Source organism: Dickeya dadantii NCPPB 898 (assembly GCF_000406145.1).
GTDB classification, from domain to species: domain Bacteria; phylum Pseudomonadota; class Gammaproteobacteria; order Enterobacterales; family Enterobacteriaceae; genus Dickeya; species Dickeya dadantii.
In genome coordinates this window covers 1,557,606-1,570,866 of record NZ_CM001976.1, presented here as the reverse complement: position 1 = coordinate 1,570,866, position 13,261 = coordinate 1,557,606, and the positions used below count along the sequence as shown (strand labels likewise).

The 13,261-nt window shown below is 54.8% G+C and carries 11 protein-coding genes and 1 pseudogene; 3 read left to right on the top strand and 9 right to left on the bottom strand.

The features are described from left to right. Nucleotides 1-153 precede the first annotated feature (153 nt). The 4 genes and pseudogenes from DDA898_RS07420 to DDA898_RS07405 form a co-directional block, all read right to left on the bottom strand. The gene (locus tag DDA898_RS07420) at nucleotides 154-843 is read right to left on the bottom strand and encodes a type 1 glutamine amidotransferase domain-containing protein (protein ID WP_038910741.1); all 690 of its coding nucleotides are present in this window, start codon (nucleotides 841-843) and stop codon (nucleotides 154-156) included. Nucleotides 844-854: 11 nt separating this feature from the next. After that, nucleotides 855-1,903: pseudogene (locus DDA898_RS07415) on the bottom strand (NAD(P)-dependent alcohol dehydrogenase). A gap of 97 nt (nucleotides 1,904-2,000) precedes the next feature. Beyond that, complete coding sequence (locus tag DDA898_RS07410) at nucleotides 2,001-2,300, bottom strand: hypothetical protein (RefSeq protein ID WP_038910740.1); 300 nt, start codon at nucleotides 2,298-2,300, stop codon at nucleotides 2,001-2,003. A gap of 30 nt (nucleotides 2,301-2,330) precedes the next feature. Next, nucleotides 2,331-2,900: a flavodoxin family protein gene (locus DDA898_RS07405; RefSeq protein WP_038910738.1), complete on the bottom strand. Its 570-nt coding sequence runs from the start codon at nucleotides 2,898-2,900 to the stop codon at nucleotides 2,331-2,333. A gap of 184 nt (nucleotides 2,901-3,084) precedes the next feature. Here DDA898_RS07405 and DDA898_RS07400 point away from each other — a divergent pair, with 184 nt between their 5' ends. The 3 genes from DDA898_RS07400 (at nucleotide 3,085) to yghU (ending at nucleotide 7,338) form a co-directional block, all read left to right on the top strand. Further along, on the top strand, nucleotides 3,085-3,990 hold the full coding sequence (locus tag DDA898_RS07400; protein WP_038910737.1) for a LysR family transcriptional regulator: 906 nt from the start codon (nucleotides 3,085-3,087) through the stop codon (nucleotides 3,988-3,990). A gap of 364 nt (nucleotides 3,991-4,354) precedes the next feature. Further along, on the top strand, nucleotides 4,355-6,250 hold the full coding sequence (locus tag DDA898_RS07395) for an autotransporter outer membrane beta-barrel domain-containing protein (protein ID WP_081639285.1): 1,896 nt from the start codon (nucleotides 4,355-4,357) through the stop codon (nucleotides 6,248-6,250). Nucleotides 6,251-6,474: 224 nt separating this feature from the next. Further along, nucleotides 6,475-7,338 (top strand): glutathione-dependent disulfide-bond oxidoreductase, encoded by an 864-nt coding sequence (gene yghU / locus DDA898_RS07390; protein ID WP_038910736.1) that lies wholly within the window; start codon nucleotides 6,475-6,477, stop codon nucleotides 7,336-7,338. A gap of 37 nt (nucleotides 7,339-7,375) precedes the next feature. Here yghU and DDA898_RS07385 read toward each other — a convergent pair whose 3' ends face one another. The 5 genes from DDA898_RS07385 to hybG all read right to left on the bottom strand — a co-directional run bounded on the left by DDA898_RS07385 (nucleotide 7,376) and on the right by hybG (nucleotide 12,885). Then, on the bottom strand, nucleotides 7,376-8,365 hold the full coding sequence (locus DDA898_RS07385) for a Gfo/Idh/MocA family protein (protein ID WP_038910734.1): 990 nt from the start codon (nucleotides 8,363-8,365) through the stop codon (nucleotides 7,376-7,378). A 94-nt stretch (nucleotides 8,366-8,459) separates the two neighbouring features. Further along, nucleotides 8,460-9,230 carry a YdcF family protein gene (locus tag DDA898_RS07380; RefSeq protein WP_038910733.1) on the bottom strand — a complete coding sequence of 257 codons (771 nt, stop codon included), beginning with the start codon at nucleotides 9,228-9,230 and terminating at the stop codon, nucleotides 8,460-8,462. A gap of 221 nt (nucleotides 9,231-9,451) precedes the next feature. Then, on the bottom strand, nucleotides 9,452-10,768 hold the full coding sequence (gene gltP, locus DDA898_RS07375) for a glutamate/aspartate:proton symporter GltP (RefSeq protein WP_038910732.1): 1,317 nt from the start codon (nucleotides 10,766-10,768) through the stop codon (nucleotides 9,452-9,454). A 437-nt stretch (nucleotides 10,769-11,205) separates the two neighbouring features. Beyond that, entirely contained in the window at nucleotides 11,206-12,159 is a 954-nt protein-coding gene (gene cbl, locus DDA898_RS07370) for an HTH-type transcriptional regulator Cbl (RefSeq protein WP_038910731.1), read from the bottom strand. Between the two features lie 450 nt (nucleotides 12,160-12,609). Then, nucleotides 12,610-12,885: a hydrogenase maturation factor HybG gene (gene hybG / locus DDA898_RS07365; RefSeq protein ID WP_013317240.1), complete on the bottom strand. Its 276-nt coding sequence runs from the start codon at nucleotides 12,883-12,885 to the stop codon at nucleotides 12,610-12,612. Nucleotides 12,886-13,261: the final 376 nt, after the last annotated feature.

The following is a 13,261-nucleotide window of genomic DNA, read 5'->3' as shown; positions in this document are numbered from 1 at the left end:
TTTCTTCGCTGACTGACTGCCGGGAAGCAAGACTGAGATGGCAACGGTCACTCGTCGTGACCTCAGGAATGCTCCCGGCGACAGATGGCAAAATGTTTGAGCGCTACGATTATCGCGGCCTGCCGGCAGCCATCTACCCCGACAGATTCCCCGTCAGGCGGTTGCCTTGAGCTGGTTGACGACCGCCACGCCGACGCCATGCGCCGATGCCGGATTTTGACCGGTTACCAGCCGACCATCCGTCACCACGTTTTCAGCCCAGTCCGGCGCGGGCTGATGCCGCGCGCCGCGCTGTTTAAGGGCGCTCGCCAGCAGATAAGGCACCACCGCGCTGTACCCGACCGCAGTTTCTTCTTCATCCGTAAAGGCAGCGACGTTCTTGCCCGCGACAAGCCAGGTGCCGTCTGACAGCGTGGCGTTCACCAGCGCGGCAGGGCCGTGACAGACGGCGGAAACGATACCGCCGGCTTCCCAGATGTCCCGAATGATGGTTTGTACGGCCGAGCTGTCGGCAAAATCCCACATCGTGCCATGTCCGCCGGCAAAGAAGACCGCTGAATAGCGGGACGGGTCGAGATCGCCGAGCACCAGTGAGTGCGCCAGCGCATCACGAAAAGCCTTGTCTTGCCAGAAGCGGGCATTCACCGGGTCGGAAAGGTCGAAAAAATCAATCGGCGGATGACCGCCGCGGATTGAGGCGATCTCCACCGGAATACCGGCTTTTTCGAACACATCAAGCGGATGAGTCAGTTCGACCAGCGCAAATCCGGTGGGCTCACCGCTGTCGCCCCTAATCGGGTGACTGGTCACAACGCAAAGAATGGGTTTGATAGTACCGCTCATGTCTGGACTCCTCACGCTTTGAGCGACGCCATGTCGATGACGAAGCGATACTTGACGTCGCTTTTCAACATGCGCTCATACGCGTCGTTAATGTTCTGGATGGGGATGATTTCAACGTCGGAGACGATGCCGTGCTCGCCGCAGAAATCGAGCATCTGCTGGGTTTCCGGCACGCCGCCGATGAACGACCCCGATACCGCGCGACGGCCTCGCACCAATAAGCCGGCATTCACCGGAGTGCTCAGGGGCGCCATGTAACCCACCAGCACCAGTACGCCTTCCAGCGTCAGGGTGGGCATGTAAGGATTGATATCGTGGTCGTAGGGAACCGTGTCGATGATGACGTCGAAACGCCCCGCGACAGCCTGCATCTGCTCCGGTTCACTCGACAGCACGACATGATCGGCGCCAAGGCGGAACGCATCTTCTTCCTTGCCGGTGGATCGTGTGAACAGCGTGACATCGGCGCCCAGCGCTTTGGCAAGTTTCAACGCCATATGACCCAGCCCGCCAAGACCGATCACCGCAACCTTGCTGGCTTTGCCCACGTTCCAACGGCGCAAAGGCGACCAGGTGGTGATGCCTGCGCACAGGAGCGGCGCGGCGCCGGCTGGATCGAGGCTATCAGGCAAGGACAGAACGAACTGTCACGCACCACGATGGAGTCAGAATAGCCGCCGTAGGTCACGCTGCCATCGTGCCTGTCGGTACTGTTGTAGGTGAATGTGGCGCCGTCAATACAGTCCTGCTCCCAGCCCTGCTGGCAGGGTGCGCAGTGCTGGCAGGAATCAACCATGCAGCCGACGCCGACCCTATCGCCGACGCGGAAACGGGTGACCTGATGACCGACCTGCCGCACCCGACCGATAATTTCGTGTCCGGGCACGATGGGATAGGTCGAGAATCCGCCATGATTGCGGGCAAGGTGCAGGTCGGTGTGGCAGACGCCGCAGTACAGGATATCGATCACCACATCATCCGCTTGCGGAGCGCGTCGCGTGAAGGCGAACTTTTCGAGCGGGCTGGCAGCCGATTGTGCGGCAAAGCCTAATACATTCATGAATGGTCCTCTTTCATCTTGCATCTTGCGCCGGATACCATGAAGCAGATTGCCGCTCCGGCAGCGCGGGGCGAGACAGGAATAGCAAGTCCGACGCTCAGGCGTTGTCCCGGGCAAACAGCGCTTCCCAGTTCGTGAAGGGGCCAAGTGGGATGATATCCCAGTCGATTAACCCGGCTTTAGCGAGTGGAAACTCGGCCAGCGCCGCCTTCGCGGCGTCGACAGACTCGCACTCGGCGATGATGGCAACACCCGGGCGATCCTGTCGGAAGTAAATGTCGCGAACCAGACCGCTTTTGTACAATTCCCAGCCGTGCCGGACTTCATCCAGCATATAGGGTTCGTACTGCGCCAGGGTTGCGCCGGGCTGGGGGATATCAAGGCAAAGCAGTTTCATAGTCAGTCTCCTGTTCGGGGATGGCGTGGGTCAGGCGGAATGAAATCGACGGGCGGTTTGCGCCACCCGGCGGCCAAGGTATTGCGCGGTCTTCAGATCGCTGCCGGGCGGTGCGACTTCGGGGGACTCGTCCGTATTGGCCTGCGTCATGACGCCAAGCCAGCTTCCCAGACGGTTGAGATCGTCAGGGCTGCCGGCGCTGCTGCTGTTGCCCGGCATCAGGTCCAGACCCACCCAGATCATGCCGTGCTGGGCGGCGAACAGTACCATTGACATCAGCGAGTTAAGCTTGTCGCCATGCTGGGCGCCGGAGTTGGTGAAACCGGCCGCAATCTTGTTACGCCATTTCTGCGTGGTCCATGCCGCCTTGGTGGAGTCCTCAAAGAACTGCTTGAGCTTCGCGGTGATCAGGCCGTTATAGGTCGGCGAGCCGAAGATAATCGCGTCACTGTTCTCCAGCGTTTCCCAGTCCATCGGGCCGTCGGCGACGGCGATGAGCTTCACGTCTGCGCCGTCGACTTCGCGGGCGCCTTCAGCAACAGCGTCGGCAACACGGGCGGTGTGGCCATATCCGCTGTCATAAACGATCGAAATTAACATCTGTTGTGCCTTTCGTTGTTGGTTGTGCATGGACCTTGGGAGAGTGATTGCCTCACCCACTCTCCCAAGGCGCCACGAACTTTTGTTTATCCTCCAGGCACTATAAAGTAGAATTAGAATCACGATTAGTGGATTAAATTCCACTTAATGCTTCCAAAATTTCTACAAACCCAAGGGTAATGACGTGCTAAATAGATTCGATGGCGTGCAACTGTTCGTCGAGGTTGTCGACGCGGGCGGCTTCGCAAAAGCCGGTGAACGGCTTGCGCTGACGCGTTCGGCAGTGGGTAAGGCGATCGCGCGTCTTGAGGAAAGACTTGGCGTCCAGCTGTTTCAGCGGACCACGAGGACACAGAGCCTTACCGAGGACGGGCAACAGTATTACGAACGGTGCATTCGCGCCATCGATGAACTGCGTGCCGGTGAGGCGCTGCTGGAGTCAGGACGCCGGGAAGTGGCGGGCAAGCTACGAGTCTCGCTCCCGGTCCTGTTCGGGCGTTATTGCGTGGCGCCGATCCTGCGGAACTATGCACGTCAGCACCCCAGGCTCGAACTCGAACTGAATTTTAGCGACCGTTACGTCGATCTGATCGCGGACGGATTCGATCTCGCGCTGCGCAACGGCCCCCTGGGCAACGAGTCGTCGCTGCGCGCCCGCCGGCTGGTCAGCCAACGCAAGGTTCTCTGCGCGGCTCCGGCTTATCTGGCCGCGAAAAACGAACCGCGTTCGCTTGAGGACTTATCGGAGCACGACCTGCTCGCCTACTGGCGAAAGGATCATGGCATGCCCTGGCGACTGCCGGACTCGACGGGCGAACTGGTCGACATTCAGGTCAGTTCACGGATGCGTTTCAATGATCTTGAGGTCGTCGCGGATGCCGCCGTCGAGGGAATGGGGATTGCCTGGCTGCCTCACTGGCTCGTCAGGGAGCGGATACAACGCGGCGAGCTGGTCGAAATCTGGGGCGACCGTCCGGGCGCGGTTATGGAGTGCTACGCCGTCTGGCCTGCGGCGCATCACCTGCCATTGCGCTGCAGACTGGCAATCGATGTACTCGCTGCGGAGCTTCCCAACGGCCTGGAATCCTGAGACGAACGCGCAGATAAAATGTCGACACGATTTAAATAATCGAATATCGCCAACACAATATGAGCCGGAATAATTTAAACCTGCTGAATTTCCTAATTTAGCAGTAATTCCCCAGAATACTGACGAAAAAAATAAAACACATAAAAACCATAGCATATTGAATATACCACCACCTGAGACATATCTCATAAATTCACATATAAGACATGTCTTATGAATTTATTTATTATTGCATCAATAATAATCGCAAACCCAACTAAAACACCCTTGATTCACCATCACAGCATGTAAATTATGAACTTATTTAAGTTACGAAAAGGCGATGATTATTATCTTTAATAAGAATACCAGGAGTGCCAGCATTATGTTACTGATCCGAAAAGCCTTCAAAAGGCCTTATCCTGTCAATGTTATTAATCTGTATATCTGTTGGTGTTTGGCTTATGTATTTAGTGTGCGAGATAAAGCCTATGTATTACTTACTATTACTGTCCTATTCCTTTATACCCTGACCGGAGAGGCGGAAACGTTCAATAGCACGGTCGTTTTCGGCGATAGTTTAAGCGACGCGGGTAACCTTTCACAGGCATTAGGGCTTGGTATTGCAAGATTTACAACCAATCCCGGAGAAACCGCCGTCATGTATGTCGCAGAAGGGTTAGGTCTGTCGGCTACAGATTCATCCTCCGGGGGGACTAACAATGCCTGGGGTGGCGCCGGCGTACTTAATAATTACTCATTGGGTATAATTTTCTCACCGACCATTCAGGCTCAGGTTAATAACTACCTGAGAGATAATACTGTCAACGCGTCGACACTTTATCAAATGTGGGCAGGCTCCAATGATATCTATGCGCTTTACGAGTCTGCGCCCGATACCCCAACCGCTGAAATTATCCCTGTGGCAGAGGCTGAGATATCATTATTAAGTAGCCTGCACAATGCAGGTGGGAAATACGCTGTGGTTTATAATATGTCTAACCTCAGCGCCACGCCTGACGCAAAGATTAATGACCGACAGGAAAAATATCAAGAGGTTGTAACCCAATACAATCAGACCTTAAATAATGGCCTGAATGCACTGAGTAAAAATGGGCTTAATATCATTCCGGTAAATACCTATGGACTACTGAATGAAATAATGGCGAACCCATCAGCCTATGGCATTATCAACACCACCAGCGGTGCCTGCGATACAATATCATCGCTATTATGCACCTCGAATGATTACACCAGCGGAACAGAATATAGCTATTTTTTCGCTGATAACGTTCACCCCACAACGGGTGTCAACAAGATGCTTGCCAGTGTCGTGCTATCTGAAATTGCCGCGCCCGGTAAAATCTCACTGCTGAGCAAAGGCCCATTAGCGGCCACCCAATCGCAGTACACGTTGCTGCGTAATGAAATCCTGGCCGATACAAGCGGGAGCGCGACCCGAGTCTTCCTTGGCGGTGATTACCGCCACGCCCGCTCACCCGACAATACCCTGTCAACCAGCGGCAATAACCGCTTTATTTCGGTTGGCGGCGACCTGAAACTTAGTGAAAACGTTAACGCAGGCGCGGTGGTGACGCTTTCTAATCAACAGGCCGCTATTGATGACGCAGGTTATAAGCTCTATGACGACAGCATCGCGCTTTACGAGGTCTATCACCTCGATCATGCCTGGCTGAGCGCATTCTTCAACACTGGTCGATCCAACTTTGATGATGTTTATCGTACCATTCATATTGGCCCGGCAAATCGCCGAGAATCCGGCTCAGTGAAAGGACATCACCTTGGCGGCGGCATTGATGGTGGCTGGTGGTTCAATCTGGGGCCAGTTAAAACAGGCCCTTTTGCCCGTCTGGAGCGCCAGTTCGTCAAGGTATACGGCTACAGTGAGCGTGGGGATGACAGTTCCGCCATGTGGTTCTCCGCGCAACGTCGTAATTCTCTGGTTTCCGGTCTTGGCTGGCGTGCTCAGGGGCAGTGGTCGGTATTCGGTTTGGATATCAGCCCTTTCGCCGAGATCGCCAGGAATCATGACTACATGACTCATGCCCCGCAGGTAACGGCCGGATTGAACACTATGAATGGTTCTTTCTCTATGTCGGGGGCGGTTTCAGAGAAAAATTGGGACTCGGCAGACGCCGGGGTTATGCTGAATATCACCACCAATCTGCACACATGGTTGCAATATTCCAGTCAGTTTGGTGGTAACGCCAGGAAAGGTGATTATGGCGTCAGTGCCGGTCTTGAATATGCCTTCAGATAGTGCGTATTCAGATAATGAACGCAGATAATCTACCGAAAAGGGCCGTCATGGGGACGAGACACGTCAGCCTTGATGCGCCAGCGGGCAGAGGAACCGGCCGAAGAGTTGGAAAAAATACGCCCGGCACCAATGGCAACACCCACCGGTGCAAGCGTGGGTTAATCTGGCCCGTCCATCGCGTTAATTGTCCTTTCCCTGCCGAATGTGATTATCAGGAGGTTTGCATGACCGATTCATCCGAATACGTACCACCGAAAGTCTGGACCTGGAATAAAACCAGCGGCGGCCTCAATCGCCCGATCGCCGGCGCCACCCACGACAAAGACCTGCCGGTCGGCCGTCATCCGCTCCAGCTCTATTCGCTGGCGACGCCAAACGGCCAGAAAGTGACGATCCTGCTGGAAGAACTGCTGGCGCTTGGTCATAGCGGCGCGGAATACGACGCCTGGCTAATCAGAATCGGCAACGGCGATCAGTTCAGCAGTGGCTTCGTAGCAGCCAACCCCAATTCCAAGATCCCGGCGCTCGTCGACCACTCCGGGCCACAGCCGGTGCGGGTGTTTGAGTCAGGTGCTATTTTGCTTTATCTGGCGGAGAAGTTTGGCGAATTCCTGCCGACCGACGCGGCTGAACGCGCCGAATGCCTGTCCTGGCTGTTCTGGCAGATGGGCAGCGCGCCCTACCTTGGCGGCGGTTTCGGCCACTTCTACGCCTACGCGCCGGTCAAGATCGAATACGCTATCGATCGCTTCGCGATGGAAACCAAACGCCTGCTCGATGTCCTCAATCAGCGGCTTGCGCAAAGCGACTATCTGGCCGGTTCCCACTATACCATCGCCGACATCGCCGCGTTTCCCTGGTACGGCGGTCTGGTGAAAGGCTGGCTTTATGACGGCGCCGAATTTCTGTCCGTTCACGACTACCCACATGTGGTGCGCTGGGCGGACGCCATTCTCGCCCGCCCCGCAGTCCAGCGCGGCCGCATGGTCAACCGCCTGAGCGGCGATCCCGCCACCCAGTTGCATGAGCGTCACGACGCCAGCGACTTCGAGACGCAAACGCAGGACAAACTGTCGGCCCCGCGCTGATTGCACTCATCCCGTCGCCGCACTGACCGGCGGCGGGTTATTCCTGCGTGAGAGGGAAATCAATACCGCAACATTCTCTGGCCTGCTCCAGCACCTTAGAGACGTTCAGGGCAATATCCAGCAATTCATGGCACCGTGGCATATCCTGTGCGCTAACAATATTCCTGAATGCCTCAAACTCATAAATCATGTGATTTTTATCCGTGGTGTCGTCATGTTTTATCAGCGTTCCCGCTTGCGAAAATTCAACATGCTTACATACGCTCGGTATATCGGTAACTTTCACATAACCAGCCGTCCCCTGAACGGTGAAATACCCCGGGCTGGCCGAATCTTTCGCGCCGGTGCAAACAGCAATAAATTCCCCGTAATTCATGACCAGAATACCTGACGTATCAATGCCGTTGTGTCCCTTATTACAGTGATAACTCACGCTTTCCGGCGCGCCAAATAAAGCGCAGACATTATAAATGTTATATAAGTTGATATCGTAAAGCGCGCCGCCCGATGCAGCGGGATCAAACGCCGGATGCACGATGCCATTGACGTAGTCATTATAGCGGCTTGAATATTGCGAGTAATTTGCCTGTACAAGCTTAATCTCACCGATGTCAGCGACATGAGTCTTCAGATAATTAAAACCGGGAGTATGGATCGAGGTAATCGCTTCAAAAAGATAACGCCCTGTTGATTTCGCCAGCGTGACCAATTCCAGCAATTGCGCATAATTTGACGTGAACGGCTTTTCACAAATGACATGCTTTCCGGCGGACAACGCTTTATGCGAATAGGAAAAATGCAGGTGATTGGGTATCCCAAGATAAACAAAATCAATGTTGCCATCCTGCAACATTGCATCGTAATCGGTATAAATCGAATGGATATTATATTGGTTTTTTAATGCCTCGCCTTTTTGCAGACTTCCCTGTCGGACGCATAACGCCGCAATATCAATGCCCTCTATGTCTTTTAATGCATCAAGACAGGACAGCACTATTTTACCTGCCCCTACCAGCGCGATTTTCATGGGATAACTCCTGAGCGTATTACCGAAATATCGCTGACTATACCCTAAAAAACGACAGGCCATCTCGGGGTGGCCTGTCAGCATTGAAGAACCGTTATCTGACTCTCTCACTCAGCGACGAATTTCTCATCAGTCGTTGCCATGCCTGTGCGACGTCGTCAGGTATATCCACATGCCCAATAAAACCGGCGCCTGACGGGCCATAACCGTTCGGGTCATCTCTCAGGCGTTTCACCTCGCCTAAAACCATCGCGATATAACGCTCTATTTCCCACACCTCCGGCATTTGTCCGCCGGTAATCATCGGCTCGCCGCCAATCATAATGATCGATGGGGTAAACACCGGCCAACTGATAAACCGGCTGTGCATTTCCTTCTTATTCCAGCTGAACAGGAAGGTTTCTGTCGTGCGCCGTTGCATCAGGGGATCCTGCACCAGAATAATTTCCTGGCGCGCTATTTTTTTATCAAGCACCAACTCCCGGCTAAAGTCGGCGTTTTCGCCACAGTTTCTGGAGGCGCTCTCAATGAATAGGTTATCCGCAGCGATGCCGAATACGGTAATGGCGATGCGGGAGAGAATTTCCGCCTCACTTTTACCCGCGGAATCAATCGCGGCGGTCAGGCGGTTATTTTTTACCGCCTGCTGCAACAACACCGTGGAATGCCCGATCCCGCCGCTCAATAAGACCGGAATATCCGCGTTCTTCGCCAGTGTCAGCGCGCCGAAAATATTGGGTAAGATGGCATGACCGGCGATAATCATCAGGTCAGGACTCATGGTTTTCGCCTGCGGAAAATCATCCTGCGCCAGCCAGCTTGCAATACCGTTAAGGTCGTGAATCATTTCATCGGATAAATCCATAACACCTCTCCCGCCATCCGCCTGGAACCATTCATCGGGTGGACGGCTGTTCCACATCCGAAAAGCCCGGACCGCCAGATTTTGCTCTGGCTCCTCGCCGGTAGTATGCACCATTCCATACGACCTCACCGCCGCGGGCGATGGTACATGCTGTAAGGCGGCGGCCTGCCGCCATAAAAAAACCGGGCCAAGGCCCGGTTGTCTGACGTCACACGGCAGGATTATTCCTGACCGGCGGGACGTGCCGCCAGCGTCGCCCGTTCCTGCTCGTACGCGCGCGCTTTTTCTTCGTCGAACTGCCCTTCCCATTTGGCGACCACCAACACCGCCAACGCATTGCCTACTACGTTAAGCGCGGTGCGCGCCATATCCAGAATGCGGTCCACCCCGGCGATAAACGCCAGCCCTTCCAGCGGAATGCCGACGCTACCCAGCGTCGCCAGCAGTACCACAAAGGAGACGCCCGGCACGCCGGCAATGCCTTTGGAGGTGATCATCAACGTCAGTACCAGCACCAACTCCTGTCCCAGACTCAGGTCGATACCGTAAAGCTGGGCGATGAAAATGGCGGCGATACTCTGATACAACGTGGAGCCATCCAGATTGAACGAGTAACCGGTCGGCACCACAAAGCTGGTAATAGCTTTCGGCGCGCCATAGGCTTCCATCTTCTGGATAATACGCGGCAGTACCGTTTCCGAACTGGCGGTGGAGTAAGCCAGGATCAACTCATCCTTCAGAATGCGGATCAGCGTCGTGATGCGCAGCCCGCACAGCCGCGCCACCGCGCCCAACACCACCAGCGCAAAGAACACAATCGCGATGTACACCAGAATCACCAGCTTGGCGAGCGGCCACAGCGAGGCGAAACCGAAGTTGGCGACAGTAACGGAAATGAGCGCAAATACCCCAACCGGCGCGTAGCGCATAATCATGTTGGTGACGCGGAACATGGTTTCCGATGCGCTGCGGAACACGTTCAACAGCGGATCACGCTGTTCGCGCGCCAGCGACGACAACCCAAGACCAAACAGCACCGAGAAGAAGATCACCGGCAGCATTTCGCCCTTGGCCAGCGCGGCGAAAATGTTGGGAGGAATCAGCGACAGAATGGTGCTCACCAGACTGTGCGAACCGCTCTGCACCTGTTCGGTGGTTTTCTCGTATTGAGAAATATCCACCCGGGTGAGCATCGACATGTCAATGCCGTGCCCCGGCTGGAACACATTGGCCAGCGTAATGCCGATCACAATCGCCAGCGTGGTAATCACTTCAAAATACAGGATGGTTTTGAAACCGATGCGCCCCAGCTTTTTGGCGTCGCCGACGCCGGCGATGCCCACTACCAGCGTGGTGATCACAATCGGCACCACAATCATCTTAATCAACCGGATAAAAATATCCCCGGCCGGGCTTAGGACGTTGACGATCACCCATTGTTTGTCGGCCGGGTTTTCATGCAACCAGGCGCCAACGGCAATACCGATGATCAACGCGATGAGGATTTGCCAGGCAAGGCTAACTTTCTGTTTTTTCATGATACGAATCCATTGTCTGTGCTCCCTGCGACGACTTGCCGGTGGCTAAACCACTGCCATCGGACATTCCAGCGACTGCTGAACTGCGACAGATGAAGGGGAGAAATGAAGGTTGTTTTTTTACACAATTGCGTGACCCACAGCCAAAAACGTGACTCACCAAAACAGAGTGCGCTATCAAATAGTTATTCACTTAAACTGCGCAACTATTTGTATCGCAAAAGAAAATAAAAAGGCATAACCTGTTGTTATACCGCGGCATGCTACTATCCTCGCCCCCTGAGATCAAGCGCTTCGTTCGAAGGACTTTTCATAATTATGCGTTTCGTCACTGTACGCCGCCTGACCATTCGCCGATAAAAACCACAAAAAAATCCGGCCGCGCAGCAACAACGCGCGGCCGGACTCTCGGGTACAGGCGGCTGAACCGCCGCTCGTCAGATCTGATAATCGATCACTGCTTCGTTGTCTTCGGCGAACACCCGTGCTTTGATGTCATCCTGCGTCAGCTCCGGGTTGCACAGTTGAATAAACTTCCAGGTGTAGTTGCGCTGCAACTGACCGCGCTTGAGGCCCAGCCAGACCGTGCTGGCCTCAAACAGGTGACGCGCATCCAGCCGCACCAGACCGGGATCACGTGTGGCGTCAAACGACATGTCGGCGACGATGCCCACCCCCAGCCCCAGTTCGACGTAGGTTTTGATCACATCCGAGTCCTGCGCGCTGATGGAAATATGCGGCGTCAGGCCGGCGGCGGCGAACGCCCGATCGATACGGGAACGGCCGGTGATGCCCTGCCGATAAGTAATCAGCGGCACCGCGCTGAGTTTATCCAGCGTGACCGCCGGCTCTTGCGCCAGCGCGTGCCCTTCCGGCACCAGAATGACATGATGCCAGCGGTAATAAGGAAACGCCGCCAGCGAATTCACGTTCATCAGTTGCTCGGTGGCGATGCCAATGTCCGCCTCGCCGGATTCCAGCATCGCCACGATTTCGTCCGGCGTGCCCTGATTGAGCACCAGTTGCACCTGCGGGTAGAGCGCGCGAAATTCCTTGATCACCCCCGGCAGGCTATAGCGCGCCTGCGTGTGAGTGGTGGCGATCACCAGTTGCCCGACGTCGTTGTCGCTGAACAGGTTCGCCAGCCGCCGGATATGATTGGCGTCGTTAAGAATACGTTCGGCCATGACCAGCAGCTCTTTGCCCGGTTCCGTCATGCCCAGCAGGCGTTTGCCGCGGCGGATAAAAATCTCAATACCCAGTTCTTCTTCCAGTTCGCGGATGTGACGGCTTACGCCAGACTGGGAAGTGAACAGGGTATTGGCGACTTCGGTCAGGTTATAGTTGCACCGCGCCGATTCACGGATAATCTTCAGTTGTTGAAAGTTCACGCCCTTGTCCCTTGTCCGTCATTCTCGTTATCACTATTCATACGAAGTATTGTTATTCCGTACAAATAAAGAAAACTTACTATTTATAACTTTTTGAGATATAACGCCGTATGGCATCCGTCGTGCCACGATAGCCTGCGGTTGCTTTTCACAGCGCGCACAATGACGAGCACCTAGAAGTATCAACAGGAAAAAAGATGCTAAGTGGAATAGCTGACAACCTTGTTAAGTCTTTTTCCGGCGTCAAAACTGTACTGCGGTGGGAGACTTCTCTGCGAGAACGACATGAAGGCGGCGTTTAGTCCTCTTCTTGCCGGGTGTGCGGTGATGCTACAAAGGGATAACCGACATCATCAAGCATGGAACGCCCCACCGTTCTGGCATAAATCGTCAATAACAGAACGCCAGGGCTGCTTGCCAACAGCCCAGCTTATGGCTCTTCCCTTTCCTTCAAACCGATTTAGCCAGAAAAACGCCGACATCCGACTCGACTTCTTCCATCTGCCGCAGCGCCTCCAGCGTGTCGCGCGCTTCCTGCTCGTCCAGCCGGCTCATAGCAAACCCGACGTGCACCAGCACCCACTGGCCGATCAGCGATGACGGCTGCCCGTCGTCCAGCACCAGCGCCACATTGACTTCGCGCCGCACGCCGCACACATCCACCCACGCCAGTTGATGATCCGCCGACGCCCATTCCACCACCTGCCCCGGAATTCCCAGACACATAACGCCCACCCTGTTATTTGAAGTCACACCGTTTCTACCCGACAGCTTAAGCAAATTTGATGCCAGCCGACATGATCCCGCCCAACCCGCGAGCCAGGGGTTGACAGGCTAATAGTATGTTGTAACTAACTATCGTTGTACCTTAAAAAACCGGCGGTGCTCGTCAAAAGTGTCGAGCTTTTCCCTTCACCCGACGCTGTCGACGGTGACGACAATCGGGTAAAAACCGGCGGCAAAACGTCGTCACTAATGTCGAGCGGCAGGTTCGGCTGGCGGCCACCGATTGAGCACCCCTATCTAACTAGCTGATTTTAAAAGCTATCTCTCCACTGTTTTTCTTATGGCATGGAATATGCTTCCGGCGCAGGAAACATTT